This window comes from Xanthomonas sacchari, assembly GCF_040529065.1.
In the GTDB taxonomy this organism is placed as follows: domain Bacteria; phylum Pseudomonadota; class Gammaproteobacteria; order Xanthomonadales; family Xanthomonadaceae; genus Xanthomonas_A; species Xanthomonas_A sacchari.
This window is the reverse complement of the sequence record NZ_CP132343.1, coordinates 944,202-960,419: the sequence shown is the minus strand read 5'-3', so window position 1 is coordinate 960,419 and position 16,218 is coordinate 944,202. Positions and strand designations below refer to the sequence as shown.

Sequence of the window (16,218 nt, the reverse complement as noted above, 5' to 3'; positions counted from 1 at the left end):
CCCGACTCACAACTTCAGATCGAGCAATCCATCGCCCAGATCCTCGTCAGACAACGTCTGCTGGATCAGTGCGCGATGAGCCTGCTCGCTCCACAGTTCGAACTTGTCGCCCATGCCCAACAGCACGGCGCGCTTTTCAATGCCCACCGCGGCGCGATGGCTCGGCGGAATGGTGATGCGGGCGTTGGCATCCAGCTCCAGTGCGGCCGACGAACCCACCAGCTTCTGCTGCAGGACCCGCACCACGCGCTGGGTGTTGGGCTTGGCCATGACGTCGTCACGGACCCGCTCCCACTCCTTCTCCGCATACAGCCACAGGCAGCCGGCCTCGAACGGGTTGTAGGTCAGCACCAGCCGATTGCCGCTCACGCGCGCGACGAGGTCGCGGTACGCGGTGGGAACCGCCATACGCCCCTTGTCGTCCACAGTGATTGCGGTCTCGCCCTGAAACACGACGCCTGCACCTTTCCGAATCCGCCTGGGCGGTCATTGAACCACGAAAAACCACAAAAAACCCGGTTTCCCCTCAAGTGCCCACCTTAGCAGCGCGCAACGGGTTGTCAACAACTTTGCGAGTGGTAAATCGCTAGCGGGATCAATGGTTTGCAACGATCTTTAGAGACTTGTTCAAGGCTTATCCACAAGTTACTGTTTCGTCTCAAATTTTGAGATTGAACGGAAATTCAGGCCTGTGTAGGGGGCGTTAAGGCGGTCGTCACCGGCCGTCGACATGGCGCCTGGGCTCGCCTCGCGTTGCGCAAGCGCGCACACTGCCGGGCATGTGTCTGGTCGTTCTCGCGCACGCTGCGCACCCGCGATGGCGCTTGCTGCTGGTCGGCAACCGCGACGAATTCCACGCCCGCCCGACCGCGCCGCTGCAGCGCTGGCCGGCCCCGGCGCAGCGCCTGCTGGCCGGGCGCGACCTGCGCTCCGGCGGTACCTGGGTGGGACTGGACGACGCCGGCCGCTGCGCCGTGGTCACCAACGTGCGCGACCCGCTGGCCTCAATGTCCGGCGCCTCGCGCGGCGCCCTGATCGCCGACTACCTGACCGGCGCCGAGCCGGCCGCGACCTTCGCCGACGCGCTGGCCGCGCGCGCCGATGCCTTCCCGCCGTTCAACCTGCTGCTGGCGGATGCCGCCGGCGCCGCCTACGTCGGCAACCACCCGCCAGGCCGCAGCGCCCTGACGCCCGGCGTGCACGGCATGTCTAACGGCGCGCTCGACGCACCCTGGCCGAAGACCCTGCGCCTGCGCACTGCCGTGAGCGCCTGGATCGCCGCCGGCGACGACGACCTGGCGCCGCTGTGGCGGGCGCTGGCCGACGAGACCCTGGCCGACCCGGCCGACCTGCCCGACACCGGCGTCGGCCCGGACCTGGAACGGCGGCTATCGCCCGCCTTCATCCGTGGCAGCGAGTACGGCACCCGCGCCAGCACCATCGTCGCGGTGGATGCCGCCGGGCACGGCTGGATCCGCGAGCGCCGGTTCGGCCCGGGTGGGGTATTCCTGGGGGAGACGCGGCTGGAGAACCGGGACGTGGGAACAGACACCGGGAAGCAGTGACGCCTGGGCTCACGCATCGACCTCGGCGGCGGTGGCGTGGCGGAACAGCGCTGGCCCGTCGAGTGACTGCAGTCGGGACTGAAGTCCCTCCCACAGCAGCCGGGCCGCCGTGGCGGCAACAGGCCCCCGATAACGCTGGCCTGAGAAAAAGTGGCGGAGCCGGCCGATAAGCCGGGTTCTGTCGTGGACAGTCATTCTTCTAGGCGCACCGTCACCGGTACGCTCAAGCAACCTACCCGGACCCGACGCGGGCCGCGCCATGAGGTCCCTATTTGGTCTTGCTCCAGGTGGGGTTTGCCGTGCCGGTCCGTTACCGGACTCGCGGTGCGCTCTTACCGCACCATTTCACCCTTACCGGCCTGCTTGCGCAGACGTAGGCGGTATCTTTCTGTTGCACTAGTCCGTCGGCTCGCGCCGCCCAGGCGTTACCTGGCACCTTGCCCTATGGAGCCCGGACTTTCCTCGGCATCCCGCCGCACCGAAATGCGATGGGATGACGCGACTGTCTGGCCGGCTCCGCCGCGGGCATTGTCGCATGTTTCTCCATTAGAAGCTGATGCCATCGCCCTCTCGGGACACCAGCAGTACCCGCGCAAAGCGGCTTTCCAACTGCCATTCATGCGCGTTTCGCGGCACAGCCAAACTTGCCGCCATCGGCCATAGGTCACAAATAACCAGAAGCCAGACTTGGTCACAGCACCCCAAGTAACCCTCAACGTTTTTGTTCTTTCTTGAGACAGCGGACTGCAGCAGATCCTGCGTCAAACTTGGGGTGCGCCACACGGAACCACCAATCCAGCGCGCGGGCTCATCTGACTTCTGAGTACATATCGTGAGCCCTTGAAGCCACTGGGGAAGGAGTTGCCGCGCACGGGCATCCAGAGCAAGAACCTGGAACATTGCTCCTGAATCAGTGCGATGTCTCTCCACGAGCGCCACAAGTTCGCGAACCGCCGGTTTTTTTGCGGGCGGCGTACCGTTGAAGGAGACATTCACAAACAAGCGGTGGCCGTATGTCTCCTCATACAACGCCCTCGCCTCGGCAAGAATGTTGCGTTGAGCAGCCTCTATTTCACGGGCAGGCAACCGCGACGCCGGATCGTCGCGCCGGAAAAGCTGAGTGACCTCGATACCAATGTTCGTGTTGCTGCTGCGGATCACGAGATCGGGCGCGGGCGGATCCGGTTGTTCCACAATGCCCTTGGGGATCTCCTCCGGCATGACCACCCTGGCGAGGTCCAGCCATGCCAACTCCCTTGCCTTCTGGCGTGCCGCCTTGCTAGCCACCGCCGTACAACGCCTTGCGCGACGCACCGGTCAGTTCGGCGGCCAGCTTGGCGGCGGTGGACGGCGGCAGGTGCTCGCTGAGCTTGGCGTAGACGCGGCGGCCTTCGGCCAGTTGCGCGTCGGCGTCGTCGCCGGCGCCCTGCACCATCAGCACGAACTCGCCCTTGCGCTGGTTGTCGTCGGCCTCGACCCGCGCGTGCAGGTCGGCCAGGGTGCCGTCGAGCACGGTCTCGAACAATTTGGTCAGTTCGCGCGCCAGCACCGCCGGGCGGGCGTCGCCGAAGGCGGCGCGGCAGTCGGCCAGGGACTCGGCGATGCGGTGCGAGGCTTCGTAGAACACCAGGGTGCGTGGTTCGCTGGCCAACCGGACCAGGCGCTCGCGGCGTGCCGAGGCCTTGGCCGGCAGGAAGCCCTCGAAGGCGAAGCGGTCGCTGGGCAGGCCGGCCACGCTGAGCGCGGCGATCGCCGCACAGGCGCCCGGGACCGGGCTGACCCGCACCCCGGCGGCGCGGGCGGCGCGCACCAGGCGGTAGCCGGGGTCGCTGACCAGCGGGGTGCCGGCGTCGCTGACCAGGGCCAGCGACTGGCCCTCCAGCAGGCGCGCGACGATGCGCTGCGACAGCGCCTCCTCGTTGTGTTCGTGCAGTGCCAGCAGCGGCCGCTCGATGCCGAAGTGGGCCAGCAGCTGGCCGCTGCGGCGGGTGTCCTCGGCGCAGATCGCCGCCACCGAGCGCAGCGTCTCCTGGGCGCGCGGCGTCAGGTCGGCGAGGTTGCCGATCGGCGTGGCGACGACGTGCAGAGTTCCGGGCTGGGCGCTCATCTACGGGCTTTCCATGGTCAAGGGTAGAATCGTAGCGGTTTTCCCCGGCGCGCCCGGCGTGCCCAGCCGAATGGACCAGAAATGAACAAGCGATTCGCAAGGATTTCCGCCCTGTCGCTGCTGGCGCTGCTGATCGCCGGCTGCGCCACCACCAGCGTGACGCCGAGCGCCTCGCCGGCCCAATCGGCCGCGCTGGCGCTGCTGGACCAGGGCAAGCCGAAGGACGCGGCGCAGCAGCTCGAGGCGCAGGCCGCCGGCGCCACCGGCAGCGCCCGCAACCAGTTGCTGGGCGACGCCGCCTTCGCCTGGTACGAGGCCGGCGACGCCGCCCGTGCGCGCAGCCTGCTGGCGCAGGTGCAGCCGCGGCAGTTGCCGCCACTGAGCAAGGTGCGGGTGGCACTGGTCGAGGCCGAGCTGGCCCTGGCCGACCGCCAGCCGGCCAAGGCGCTGCAGGCGCTGGGCAGCGATCCGCGGGACGTGCCGCAGAACCTGCGTGCGCGCTGGCACCTGGCCCGCGCACAGGCCCTGGAAGGGACCGGCGACGCCACCGCGGCGCTGGACGAGCGCGCCCGCGCCGACAACGGCCTCAGCGGCCAGGCGCGCAGCGACAACCAGCGCGCCATCGTGCGCCAGTTGGCCACGCTCAACGACGCCACCCTGCAGGCGCGCGCCGCCGCGCTGCCGGCTGGCGATCCGCTGTACAACTTCGTCGGCCGCGCGCTGCTGAGCCGTGGTCTGGCGCTGCCGCGCCCGTTCGACCGCGGCGAGCAGTGGGGCTTCGACACCAGCAAGCGGCTGCCGGCCGAGCGCGACGGCTACCGCCCGCCGGCCAAGCTGGCGGTGCTGCTGCCGCTGAGCGGCAGCCTGGCCACCGCGGCCGCGCCGGTGCGCGACGGCCTGCTCGCCGGCTATTACGGCGAGACCCGGCGGCGTCCTGCGATCGACTTCATCGACACCACCGGCACCCCGGCCGGCGCACTGGCCGCCTACCAGAAGGCGGTCGATGGCGGCGCCGACTTCGTGGTCGGCCCGCTCGGCCGCGACGAGGTCACCGCGCTGTTCGCACGCGACGCGCTGCCCGTGCCGGTGCTGGCGCTGAACCGCGGCACCCACGCCCCGCCCGGCGGCAGCGCCGGCTTCTCGCTGGCGCCGGAAGACGACGGCATCGCCGCCGCCGAGTACCTGCTGGCGCACGAGCGCCACAACACCCTGGTGATCGGCAGCAACGACGACAACGGCCGCCGCGCGGTGGCCGCGTTTCGCGACCGCTTCAGCGAGCGCGGCGGCAAGGTCGCCGGCAGCATCAGCGTGGCCGAGACGCCCGGCGACATCGCCGCGCAACTGCGCAACGCCGGTGCCGCCGACTCGGTGCTGCTGGCGGTCAAGGGCAACACCGCCCGCGCGCTGGCGCCGCAGCTGGCGCTGGCCGGTTTCGCCGGCAAGACCCGGATCGCGACCTCGCAGTTGGTGCTGGGCACCGGCAAGCCCGAGGACGACCTGGTGCTGGACGGCATCGTCTACCCGAGCGAACTGTGGAACGTGCGTGGCGTCGGCGGGCTGCCGGCGGCGACCAGCGTGGCCGACATGCTGCCGACCGCGCGCGGCCCGGCCGGGCGCCTGTTCGCGTTCGGCTACGATGCCTGGCAGATCACCGCGTACCTGGAGAAGCTGGCGACCGGCAAGGACAGCGGCCTGCGCGGCGCCACCGGCGTGCTGCATCTGGACGGCTTCGGCAACATCGTGCGCACCCCGGCCTGGTCCACCTTCAGCGGCGGGCGTCCGACCCCGCTGCCCGATGGAAACTGAGCGGCGCCGACGCGGCAACGCGGTGGAAGCGGCGGCGCGCGCCGAACTGGAGCGCGCCGGCCTGCGGTTGATCGCCGCCAACGTCGCCTTCCGCGGCGGCGAGCTGGACCTGGTGATGCAGCAGGCGCAGAGCCTGGTGTTCGTCGAAGTGCGCTACCGGCGCAGCACCGCATTCGGCGGCGGCGCGGCCTCGGTCGACCTGCGCAAGCGCCGCCGCCTGCTGCTGGCGGCGCAACTGTTCCTGGCCGCGCATCCGCAGTACGCCAACTGGCCGTGCCGCTTCGACGTGGTCGAGGCCGACGGCGATCCGCCGCGGCTGACCTGGCTGCGCGATGCGTTCCGCGCCGAGGATTGCTGAGGTGCCCAGCATCTTCACCCACGCCGCGGTGCCGCTGGCGCTGTGGGACGCCGCCGATCGCGGGCGCATCTCCACGCGCCTGCTCGGCGCCGGCGTCGTTGCGTCGATGCTGCCCGACGCCGATGTGCTCGGCTTCGCCCTGCACATTCCTTACGCCGACGCGTTCGGCCATCGCGGCGCCAGCCACTCGCTGCTGTTCGCCGTGGTGCTGGGCGCGCTCGGTGGGCTGCTGCACCGACCGTTGCGCGCCGGCGCGCTGCAGGCGGCCACGTGGCTGTTCGTCTGCACCGCCTCGCATCCGCTGCTCGATGCGATGACCTCCGGCGGCCTCGGCGTGGCCCTGACCTGGCCGTGGAGCGAGCAGCGCTGGTTCGCGCCGTGGCGGCCGATCCGGGTCTCGCCGTTCGCCAACGGTTTCTTCAGCGCCCGCGGCGTGGCCACACTGCTGTCGGAGCTGCGCTGGGTGTGGCTGCCGCTGGCGCTGGCGGTGTGCACCTGGAAACTGCTGCAGCCGCCCTCGCCCTCCGCGTCTTCCTCTTCGCCGCCTTCGCCATGACCACACCGCTGCCTGCCGCGCTCACCGACACCCTCGCCACCCTGCTCGGCCCAGAGGGCTGGCGCACCGACGCCGACAGCCGGCGCCGCTACGGCGAGGACGATTCGCGGCGCTGGGCGCTGGCCGACGCGGTGGCGCTGCCGCAGACCCGCGCGCAGGTGCAGGCGATCGTGCGCGCCTGCCGCGCGCACCGCGTGCCGCTGGTGGCCCGCGGCGCCGGCACCGGCACCGCCGGCGCCGCGGTGCCGTTCACTGGCGGCGTGGTGCTGTCGTTCGCGCGCATGAACCGCATCGTGCAACTGCGCCCGGCCGACCGCTGCGCGGTGGTCGAACCCGGCGTGCTCAACGGCGATCTGCAGCAGGCCTTGGCGCCGCACGGGCTGTTCTGGCCGCCGGATCCGTCCAGCGCGGAGATCTGCAGCGTCGGCGGCAACCTGTCGACCAATGCCGGTGGGCCGCGCGCGGTGAAGTACGGCGCGACCCGCGACAACGTGCTCGGCCTGGTCGCGGTGACCGGCACGGGCGAGCTGATCCGCTGCGGCGGCGCCTACACAAAGGACGCCACCGGCTACGACCTGACCCACCTGCTGGTCGGCAGCGAAGGCACGCTGGCGCTGATCGTGGAAGCGACGCTGAAGCTGTCGCCGCGGCCGCTGGCGCAGGCCGGGCTGCGCGCGCTGTACCGCGACGCCGCCGCCGCCGCTGCCGCGGTGTCGCGGCTGATGGCGCAGCCGAGCACGCCGACCATGCTCGAGTTCATGGACCGCAGCGCGATCGCGCTGCTGCGCCGCAACGGCAGCGATGTGCCCGAGGCCGGCGCGATGCTGCTGATCGAGGCCGACGGCGACCACGACACTCTGCCCTACGCGCTGCAGGCGCTGGGCGCGGCGGCCGAGGGCGACGGCCTGCTGACGCTGGACGTGGCCGCCGACGGCAGCGCGCGCGATCGCCTGTGGGCCGCGCGCCGCGCGCTGTCGCCGGCGTTGCGCACGATCCGCCCGGGCAAGATCAACGAAGACGTGGTGGTGCCGGTGTCGCGCATCCCCGACCTGGTCGCCGGCGTGGAAGCGCTGGCCGCCGAGTTCGACCTGCCGATCGTGGCCTTCGGCCATGCCGGCAACGGCAACCTGCACGTCAACATCATGTACGCGCCCGACGACGCCGCCGAAACCGCGCGCGCGCAAGCGGCGCTGCCGCGGCTGTTCGCGCTGGTGCTGTCGCTGGAAGGCACGCTGTCCGGCGAACACGGCATTGGCGTTGCCAAGCGCGACTACATGGACCAGGCGTTCGACGCGGCCACGCTGGATGCGATGCGCGCGATCAAGCGCGCGCTGGATCCGGATGGGATCCTCAATCCGGGGAAGGTGTTGCCGGAGCCTTGAGGGGATTCGGGATTCGGAATGACCAGCCTGGCGGCTGTTGAGAGCCGGGGTTCGGGATTCGGGATTCGGGATTCGGGATTCGGGATTCGGGATTCGGGATTCGGGATTCGGGATTCGCAACAGCGTCTTTCGCGTGCTGATTCATTGCAACGTCACCATGCCGCGGTGCCGTCGTAGATACCGTCTTACCCCCTAGCAGGCAAGTCCCCTTTTCGGATCGAACGCCGTACCCGATTTGAGAACCCCGTAGGCCAGGTGCAGGAGCTTGCGCATGGCGGCGCACACGATCTGCTTGCCGGCTTTGCCGCGTTCGCTCAGCCGCTGTTTCAGCGTCCGGATGATCGGGTTGTGGGTCATGGCCACCAGGGCCGGCATGAACAGGCCCGCACGCAGGCGGGGCGAGCCGGTGCGCGAGATGCAGACGTGGCCTTTGCGGTCGCCCGACTGCTGCAGGCACGGATTCAGGCCCGCGAAGGCGGTCACCGCCGCGGCATCGGCGAAGCGCCTCACATCGCCAAGCTCGGCCAGCATCAAGGCCGCGCTGGTGTCGGCAATCCCCTGGATGCTCACCAGCAGCTCGCGCTGCCCACGCAAGGTCGGATCCTGGTCGATGTGGTCATCGATGGCCTGCTCGATCTGGGCGATGTGGTGTTGCAGATCGGCCAGATGGACCTGGATCGAGTCCTTCACCTGGGCCGGAGCGACGTCCAGCCGGTTGCGCTCCATCTGCAGCATCTGTTGCAGATCCTGGCGCCGGCGCACCAGCGCTTTGAGCTGCTTGAGCGCCGGCGGATCAGGGTGCCAACGGCGTAACTGCTCGCGGTGACGCAGGGCATAACTGGCGATCAGCTTGGCATCGCTGCGATCGGTCTTGACCCGGCTGAGCTGGCTGCGTGCGTACGCGGCCGTCTGCGCAGGGTTGAGCACGCACACCTGATAGCCTCGTGCGTGGAGGAACTCGGCCAGCGCCTGGTGATAGGTGCCGGTGGCCTCCATGGCGATCCAGCTATCGGGCTGCGCATGCGTCTGCAGCCATGCCTGCAGGGCCTGGAAGCCCTTGGCATCGTTGGACAACTTGGCCTTGGTACGGTGCTTGCCATTGGTCAGATCGATGGCCGCATCGAAACTGCGTTTGGCGACGTCGATGCCGATGACGGGAGACATACGCGATTCCTCCATCGTGTCAGGGTCATGATCGGCGCTGGGCCCGGTCCTGCCTTGTCGATGCGAGTTCACGCCCGGGAGCGGACTCTGGATACCGTTCGGACACACAAGGGCCAGCATGTGGAGGGCGGAGCCGATCTACGATGCAAGCTCGAAGCTTTAGGAGCGACTGGACCTGCCACACCTCCTCCGATGATCAGTCGGAAGACATGACGCCTGTCTAGGGGCGACATGTCCAGATACAAGGAGCGGCTTTAGCCGCGATGGGCATCACCGGTAAGGCCACGGTCGCGGCTGAAGCCGCTCCTACGAGGGGCTGGGCGATCGCGTCACAAGCGATGGCATTGCGCTATCGCTGCCGGCGACCGATGCGTGTCGCGGCGGCGATGTGCGACGTGCTGGACGCCGCTGCCGCGCACGCAGCCTTCAAGGCGCCCATTCGGCAGGCGTGACCAAGCTGACGTGATCAGCGCCTTCGGCGAGCGTCGGCGCTTCGAACAGGCTGGCCACGGACCGGATCGCCGACTCCGGCACCTGTTCGTCCGCTGGCCGCTGTAGATTCCGCGCGAGCGCAATCGGTAATGCGACCTTGATCCAGACGACCTCGATCCTGGCACCGGCCGCTTTCGCGATGGCGACGATCGGCGCGCGCTGCCGGGCACCCGGCAGGGCCGCGTCGAAGTAGACGGTGCATGGCCGCACCGGTTGCCGCGCAATCCATGTGGTCTTTCCCGCGCCCTGGAGGCCGCATACGATCACGACCGTCCAGGCTCCCGCAGGTTCACACGGACCGGCGAGGATCGTCGTCAGGGCGTCGTGGCTTTGCCGCCATGCTGCTTGGCTGCGTTCCGGCGTCCACACGCGACCACGTTCCGTTTGCAGGAAGTGATCCGGGTTGATCACGATGGGATGGGAGCGCACGGTCATCTGTTCTTTCGTTTATCGCTTTCCACCCGCTCCCAGGGCATGCGTTGCCGCCGTAGGAGCGGCTTCAGCCGCGACCGGACGTCACCGGTAATCGTCGGTCGCGGCTAAAGCCGCTCCTACGAGATCCAAGCAAGGCCACCAGACCCATCACGCCGGCGGGCACTGCACCCCTATGAAGCGCAGCCCCACGCCCGGCTCGGTGGCGATGTAGCGCGGGGCCACGGCGCTGTCGCCGAGTTTCTGCCGCAGCTTGCCGACCAGGATGCGCAGGTAGTGGGTGTCGTCCTGATGAGTGGGCCCCCACAGTTCGCGCAGCAGTTGCGGCTGCGTCACCACGCGGCCGCTGTGCCGCAGCAGCAACGCGAGCAGCGCGTACTCCTTGCGGCTGAGCGGCAGCGCCTCGCCGTCCAGGCGCACTTCGCGCAGGCCCAGGTGGATGTGCAGGTGGCCGTCGTCGAACACCGGCTCGGCCTCGCCAGCGACGGGCTGCATGCGCAGCAGCACGCGGATGCGCGCCATCAGTTCCTGCACGCCGAATGGCTTGGTCACGTAGTCGTTGGCGCCGGCGTCCAGCGCCTGCACCTTCTCGTCCTCGCCGGCGCGCACGGTCAGCATGATCACCGGCACCGACGACCATTGCCGCAGTTCGCGCAGTACGCTGTGCCCGTCCTGGTCGGGCAGGCCGATGTCCAGCACCACCAGTTCGGCGCCGTGCGCGGCCAGTTGCGCCAGGCCGGCGGCGCCGGTGTCGGCCTGCAGCACGCGGTAGCCCTGCGCGCGCAGGCTGATGTCGAGGAAACGGCGGATCTGCGGCTCGTCGTCGATGACCAGCACGCGCGGCGGCGGAATCGGATCGGCGTGGGACTCAGTCGGCATCGGGGCGGGACGGCGGCGCGGCGGGTTCGATGAGCGGCAGGGTAATGCGGATCGTGGTGCCGCGGCCATCTGGGCCCGGCAACGCCTCGACGCTGCCGCCGTGCGCGCCGATCATGCCCTGGCAGATGGTCAGGCCCAGGCCGGTGCCGTGGCGGCCGCGGTCGCCGCGCTCGACGCTGTAGAACATGTCGAAGATGCGCGCGCGCTCGTCCTCGGGAATGCCCGGGCCGCGGTCGCTGATGTCGATGCGCAGGCGGCCCTCGACCATGCCGGCGGCGACGCGGATCGCCGCGTCAGCCGGCGAGAACTTGGCGGCGTTCTCCAGCACGTTGAAGATCGCCTGTTCGACCAGTGCCGGGTGCACCCACAGCGTCGGCAGCTCCGCGGCCAGGGCGATGTCCAGGCGCACCTGCGGCTGGTAGCGCTGCAGGCGCCGCGCGGCCGAGCCGATCAATTCGTCCACGCCGATCCAGTCGCGGTTCAAGGTCAGCCCGGTGTGGCCGAGCCGGGTCATGTCCAGCAGGTTCTGGATGTAGCGGTCCAGGCGCTCGCCTTCCAGTTGGATCGTCTCGAGCAGGCTGCGGCGATCCTCCGCATCCATTGCCTTGCCGTAGCTGGACAGGCTGCTGGCCGCGCCGATCATCGCCGCCAGCGGCGAGCGCAGGTCGTGCGAGACCGAGGACAGCAGGGCCGAGCGCAGCCGCTCGGTCTCGCCGCTGACACGCGCGCTTTCCAGGTCGGCGACCAGGCGCGTGCGCAGCGCCGCCTGGCCGATGTCCTCGACCATCGCCTCGGCCAGGCGCTGCTGCTCCAGGCCCGGGCGCTGCACACCGGCGCCGAAGCGCAGGCCGACCACGCCGATGGTGCCGCGTTCGTGGCGCACCGGCAGGAACCACCAGCTCGCGCCGGCCAGGGTGTCGGTGAAGCGCCCGGTGGCCTGACCGTGGCGCTGCGCCCAATCGGCGGCGCTGCGGTCCACCGCGGCCATCGACGGCGCGTAGTCGTCGGCCTCGGCGTGCGCGCGCTCCAGCGGTTGCAGGCGCAGCCAGGCCTCGGCATCGAGGGTGCCGGCGAGCGCGCGGCGGCCGGCCTCCAGCACCTGCCCCAGGTCGGCGGCACTGGTGAGTTCGCGGCCCAGCCGCTGCAGTGCGGTGGTCTGTGCGTTGACCGCGCGCAGCGCCAGCACCTGCATGCGCAGGCGCGAGGCCAGGCGCCCGGCGACCAGGGCCGCGACCAGGAACAGCAGCACCGTGACCACGCCCTGGCGCGCGCCGATCTGGAAGGTGAAGCGCGGTTCGATAAAGAAGAAGTTGTAGCTGAAGAAACTCAGCAGCGCCGCCAGCACCGCCGCGGTCATCCGCGTCTTCGACGCGACCATCACCACCGCGACGATGAACACCATCGACAGGTCGTCGATGCCGACCCAACTTTCGGCGATCCAGGCGACCACCACCGCCAGCGCCGAGGCCACCGTGGCGAACAGCAGGTCGTCGCGCGACAGCCAGTGCGCCGGGCTGCGCCAGCGCCGCCGGGCCCGCGCGCGCGCTTCCGGCGAACTGATGATCACCAGTTCGTAGTGCGCGCCGCGTTGCAGCAGTTGCTGGGTCAGGGTGCGGTTGATCATGCGCGCCAGCGGGCGCTCGCGGGTGCGGCCCAGCACTAGGGTGGACACGCCGCTGCGCGCGGCGTGGTCGAGCAAGGCGTCGGCGACGTTGGCGCCGTGCAGCAGCGCGGCCTCGCCGCCGAGCCGGCGCGCCAGAGCGAACGCACGGTCGATCTCCAGTTGCCAGTCGGCATCCGGCTGCGCCTGGGTCTGCACGGTGACCACGGTCCACGGCGCGCCGCGGCGCTCGGCCAGGCGCCGCGCCACCCGCACCAGGTAGTCGGACTGGCCGCGCCCGTCGATCGCCACCATCACCGTGCGCCGCAGGGCGACGCTGGTGCGGCCCTGCGCGGCCTGCACGTCGCGCAGGTCGTTGTCGACGCGGTCGGCGGCGGTCTGCATCGCCAGCTCGCGCAGCGCGGCCAGGTTCGACGGCGAGAAGAACGCCTGCAACGCCTGCCCGGCCTGCTCGGGCAGGTAGACCTTGCCCTGCTGCAGGCGTTCGATCAGCTCGCGTGGCGGCAGGTCGACCAGCACGATGTCGCGCAGGCGGTCGAAGATCGCATCGGGCACGGTCTCGCTGACGCGCACGCCGGTGATGCGGTGGACCACGTCGTTGAGGCTTTCCAGGTGCTGGATGTTGACCGTGCTGTAGACGTCGATGCCGGCGTCGAGCAGCTCCTGCACGTCCTGCCAGCGCCGCTCGTGGCGGCTGCCGGGCGCGTTGCGATGGGCCAGTTCGTCCACCAGCACCAGCGGCGGGCGCAGCGCCAGCAACGCATCCAGGTCCATCTCGTCCAGGGTCCGGCCGCGATACTCCAGCCGCCGCCGCGGCTGCACGGTGAGGCCTTCCAGCAACGCCGCGGTCTCGGCGCGGCCGTGGGTCTCGACCACGCCGACCACCAGCTTGCTGCCCTGCTGCTGCAACTGCCGCGCGCGCGACAGCATCGCGTAGGTCTTGCCCACCCCCGGCGCCGCGCCGAGGAACACGGTCAGGCGCCCGCCGCGCTCGCGCTGCAGTTCGCCGATCAGGGCGTCGGCCTGTTGGGTGCGGGGGTCGGGCATTTGGAGCTGGGAATGGGGAATTGGGAATGGGGAATCGCAAAGCCTACAGCGCGGCGCGCCTTACCGCTTTTGCTCCTTCCCATTCCCGATTCCCGTTTCCCCATTCCCGGCCGCGTCCAAGGCCAAATTCAGCGCCAGCACGTTCACCCGCGGCTCCCCCAGCACGCCGAACTGGCGCGGCTGGGTTTGGGCGGCGACCAAGGCGGCGACGGTCTGCGGCGGCAGGCCGCGCGCGGCGGCCACGCGCGCCACTTGGATGTGCGCCGCGTCCACGCTGATGTCCGGGTCCATGCCGCTGCCGGACTGGGTGATCAGATCGTCCGGCACCTGCGCCGGGTCGATGCCCTCGCGTGCGGCCACCACCTGGCGGGTGTCATCCAGGCGCTTGCGCAGGTCGGGGTTGCTGCGCGCCTGGTTGCTGCCGGCGGCAGACATCGGGTCGTACTTGGCGCCGGACGGACGCGGCTGGAAATAGCCGGCGGCGGCGAACGGCTGCGCCACCAGCGCCGAGCCGACCACGCGGCCGTCCTTGGTGCGCAGGCTGCCGTTGGCCTGCTCGGGGAACAGCGCGCCGGCCAGCACGGTGGCCAACAACGAGTACAGCGCTGCGGAACCGAGCACCAGCAGCGGCAGCACCAGCACCGCGCGCCAGCGCATCGGTTCGCGGGGGGAAACGGAGGACACGGTCATGGAGGCAATTCCGAAAGAGCGTAAAGATCGGCGCCGGGGTCAGCCCAGCGCCACCAGCAGCAGGTCGATGGCCTTGATCCCGACGAACGGCAGCAGCACGCCGCCCACGCCGTAGATCAGCATGTTCCGGCGCAGCAGCGAAGTCGCCGAGGACGGGGTGAAGCGCACGCCGCGCAGCGCCAGCGGGATCAGCGCCGGGATCACCAGCGCGTTGAAGATCAACGCCGCCAGTACCGCGTTGGTCGGGCTGGACAGGCGCATCACGTTCAGCGCGGCCATCTGCGGGATCGAGGCGGCGAACAGCGCCGGCAGGATCGCGAAGTACTTGGACACATCGTTGGCCAGCGAGAAGGTGGTCAGCGCGCCGCGGGTGATCAGCTGCTGCTTGCCCACTTCCACCACCGCCAGCAGCTTGGCCGGATCCGAATCCAGATCGACCATGTTGCCGGCCTCCTTGGCCGCCTGGGTGCCGGAGTTCATCGCCAGGCCGACGTCGGCCTGGGCCAGCGCCGGCGCGTCGTTGGTGCCGTCGCCGACCATCGCCACCAGGCGTCCGCCGGCCTGCTCCTGGCGGATGCGCGCCAGCTTGTCCTCCGGCGTGGCCTCGGCGATGTAGTCGTCGACGCCGGCCTCGGCGGCGATGGCCGCAGCGGTCAGCGGGTTGTCGCCGGTGATCATCACCGTCTTGACGCCCATCGCACGCAGCCGCGCGAACTTCTCGCGCACGCCGTGCTTGACCACGTCCGACAGCTCGACCACGCCCAGCACGTGTCGGCCCTCGGCCACCACCAGCGGCGTGGCGCCGCTGCGCGCGACCTGCTCGACCCGGCTCTTCAGTTCCGCCGGCACCTGACCGCCCAGCGCGGTGACGTGGCGGATCAGCGCATCGGCGGCGCCCTTGCGGATCGCCCGCGGCGGCTGCATGCCGTTGGCCGGCAGATCGACACCGGACATGCGGGTCTGCGCGGTGAAGGCGATGAACTCGGCGCCGGCCGGATCGGCCGGCGGCAGGCCCTGTTCGCGCGCCAGGCGCACGATCGACTTGCCTTCCGGGGTCGGGTCGGCCAGCGACGACAGCATCGCCGCCTCGCGCAGCTGCGCCACGTCCACGCCGCTGACCGCATGGAACGCGGTGGCCTGACGATCGCCGTGGGTGATGGTGCCGGTCTTGTCCAGCAGCAGCACATCGACGTCACCGGCCACTTCCACCGCCTTGCCGGACTTGGCCAGCACGTTGGCCGACAGCGCACGGTTCATGCCGGCGATGCCGATCGCCGGCAGCAGGCCGCCGATGGTGGTCGGAATCAGGCACACCAGCAGCGCGATCAGCAGCAGCGGGTCCACCTTGACGCCGACGAAGGCGGCGATCGCCGGCAGCGAAGCGACCACGATCAGGAAGGTCAGGGTCATCGCCGCCAGCAGCATGGTCAGCGCGATCTCGTTCGGCGTCTTCTGCCGGTTGGCGCCTTCCACCAGCGCGATCATGCGATCCAGGAAGCTGTGGCCCGGCTCGGCGGTGACCTTCACCAGGATCTCGTCGGACAGCACCTTGGTGCCGCCGATGACGCCGGAGCGATCGGTGCCGGCCTCGCGCAGTACCGGTGCCGATTCGCCGGTGACCGCGGCCTCGTTGATGGTGGCCAGGCCGTGCACGATCTCGCCGTCGGCGGGGATCAGTTCGCCGGCCGAGACCACCACCAGGTCGCCCGGACGCAGTTCGGCGGCGGGCACGCTGGTCTCGCCGTCCAGGCGCACGCTGGCGACCCGGCGCGCCACCAGGTCCTTGCGTGCGCGCCGCAGCGAGGCGGCCTGGCCGCGGCCACGCGCCTCGGCCACCGCCTCGGCGAAGTTGCCGAACAACACGGTGACCAGCAGGATCGCGGTCACCGCCCAGCCGAAGCCGGCCGGGCCTTGGCCGGCCACGGTGATCAGTGCCGACAGCAGGGTGCCGGCGAAGACCACGGCCATCACCGGGCTGCCCAGCAGATGCCGCGGCGACAGCTTCAGCACGCTGTCGCGCAGCGCCGCACGCAGCGCGGCGGCGTCGAACAGCCCGGGCCGGCGTGCCGGTGCGGAGGCCACGGAAGAAGATTGGTGCGGGGTGCTCATCGTCGTCGTC

Annotated in this window: 14 protein-coding genes and 1 other RNA gene; 5 read left to right on the top strand and 10 right to left on the bottom strand. The window is 70.3% G+C overall.

The window, feature by feature from the left end; genetic code table 11:
- Positions 1 to 6: 6 nt before the first annotated feature.
- Positions 7 to 408, bottom strand: coding sequence for a division/cell wall cluster transcriptional repressor MraZ (locus RAB71_RS04135; RefSeq protein WP_010344444.1), 402 nt, complete (start codon positions 406 to 408; stop codon positions 7 to 9).
- A 371-nt stretch (positions 409 to 779) separates the two neighbouring features.
- Between RAB71_RS04135 and RAB71_RS04130 the strand changes: the two genes are divergently transcribed.
- The gene (locus RAB71_RS04130) at positions 780 to 1,565 is read left to right on the top strand and encodes an NRDE family protein (protein WP_029562321.1); all 786 of its coding nucleotides are present in this window, start codon (positions 780 to 782) and stop codon (positions 1,563 to 1,565) included.
- A 151-nt stretch (positions 1,566 to 1,716) separates the two neighbouring features.
- On the opposite strand, the gene rnpB is transcribed toward RAB71_RS04130, so the two are convergent.
- From rnpB to rsmI, 3 genes are all read right to left on the bottom strand, one after another.
- Positions 1,717 to 2,083, bottom strand: an RNA gene (rnpB, locus tag RAB71_RS04125) — RNase P RNA component class A.
- 28 nt (positions 2,084 to 2,111) lie between these two features.
- Positions 2,112 to 2,816, bottom strand: a complete 705-nt coding sequence (locus tag RAB71_RS04120) for a hypothetical protein (RefSeq protein WP_138985784.1) — start codon at positions 2,814 to 2,816, stop codon at positions 2,112 to 2,114.
- Positions 2,817 to 2,844: 28 nt separating this feature from the next.
- Entirely contained in the window at positions 2,845 to 3,672 is an 828-nt protein-coding gene (rsmI, locus tag RAB71_RS04115; RefSeq protein WP_010344447.1) for a 16S rRNA (cytidine(1402)-2'-O)-methyltransferase, read from the bottom strand.
- A gap of 81 nt (positions 3,673 to 3,753) precedes the next feature.
- Between rsmI and RAB71_RS04110 the strand changes: the two genes are divergently transcribed.
- From RAB71_RS04110 to RAB71_RS04095, 4 genes are read left to right on the top strand one after another with little or no spacing between them, the layout of a single operon-like run.
- Positions 3,754 to 5,478: a penicillin-binding protein activator gene (locus tag RAB71_RS04110; protein ID WP_010344448.1), complete on the top strand. Its 1,725-nt coding sequence runs from the start codon at positions 3,754 to 3,756 to the stop codon at positions 5,476 to 5,478.
- Positions 5,468 to 5,836 carry a YraN family protein gene (locus RAB71_RS04105; RefSeq protein ID WP_029562323.1) on the top strand — a complete coding sequence of 123 codons (369 nt, stop codon included), beginning with the start codon at positions 5,468 to 5,470 and terminating at the stop codon, positions 5,834 to 5,836. Before RAB71_RS04110 ends, RAB71_RS04105 begins: the two co-directional genes overlap by 11 nt.
- A gap of 1 nt (position 5,837) precedes the next feature.
- Positions 5,838 to 6,392 carry a metal-dependent hydrolase gene (locus RAB71_RS04100; RefSeq protein WP_010344451.1) on the top strand — a complete coding sequence of 185 codons (555 nt, stop codon included), beginning with the start codon at positions 5,838 to 5,840 and terminating at the stop codon, positions 6,390 to 6,392.
- A complete protein-coding gene (locus RAB71_RS04095) occupies positions 6,389 to 7,774 on the top strand; it encodes an FAD-binding oxidoreductase (RefSeq protein WP_104609619.1) in 1,386 nt (461 codons plus the stop codon). Before RAB71_RS04100 ends, RAB71_RS04095 begins: the two co-directional genes overlap by 4 nt.
- 192 nt (positions 7,775 to 7,966) lie before the next feature.
- Here the strand turns inward: RAB71_RS04095 and RAB71_RS04090 are convergent, their stop codons facing one another.
- The 6 genes from RAB71_RS04090 to kdpB form a co-directional block, all read right to left on the bottom strand.
- Positions 7,967 to 8,938 carry an IS110 family transposase gene (locus RAB71_RS04090; RefSeq protein ID WP_353940057.1) on the bottom strand — a complete coding sequence of 324 codons (972 nt, stop codon included), beginning with the start codon at positions 8,936 to 8,938 and terminating at the stop codon, positions 7,967 to 7,969.
- A 426-nt stretch (positions 8,939 to 9,364) separates the two neighbouring features.
- Entirely contained in the window at positions 9,365 to 9,865 is a 501-nt protein-coding gene (locus tag RAB71_RS04085; RefSeq protein WP_010341967.1) for an AAA family ATPase, read from the bottom strand.
- A gap of 147 nt (positions 9,866 to 10,012) precedes the next feature.
- A complete protein-coding gene (locus RAB71_RS04080; protein WP_010341966.1) occupies positions 10,013 to 10,741 on the bottom strand; it encodes a response regulator in 729 nt (242 codons plus the stop codon).
- The gene (locus RAB71_RS04075; RefSeq protein ID WP_010341965.1) at positions 10,731 to 13,409 is read right to left on the bottom strand and encodes a sensor histidine kinase KdpD; all 2,679 of its coding nucleotides are present in this window, start codon (positions 13,407 to 13,409) and stop codon (positions 10,731 to 10,733) included. Before RAB71_RS04075 ends, RAB71_RS04080 begins: the two co-directional genes overlap by 11 nt.
- Positions 13,410 to 13,469: 60 nt before the next feature.
- Positions 13,470 to 14,066: a potassium-transporting ATPase subunit KdpC gene (kdpC, locus tag RAB71_RS04070; RefSeq protein ID WP_234006670.1), complete on the bottom strand. Its 597-nt coding sequence runs from the start codon at positions 14,064 to 14,066 to the stop codon at positions 13,470 to 13,472.
- Positions 14,067 to 14,138: 72 nt separating this feature from the next.
- Positions 14,139 to 16,208 carry a potassium-transporting ATPase subunit KdpB gene (gene kdpB, locus RAB71_RS04065; RefSeq protein WP_010341963.1) on the bottom strand — a complete coding sequence of 690 codons (2,070 nt, stop codon included), beginning with the start codon at positions 16,206 to 16,208 and terminating at the stop codon, positions 14,139 to 14,141.
- Between the last annotated feature and the right edge of the window lie 10 nt (positions 16,209 to 16,218).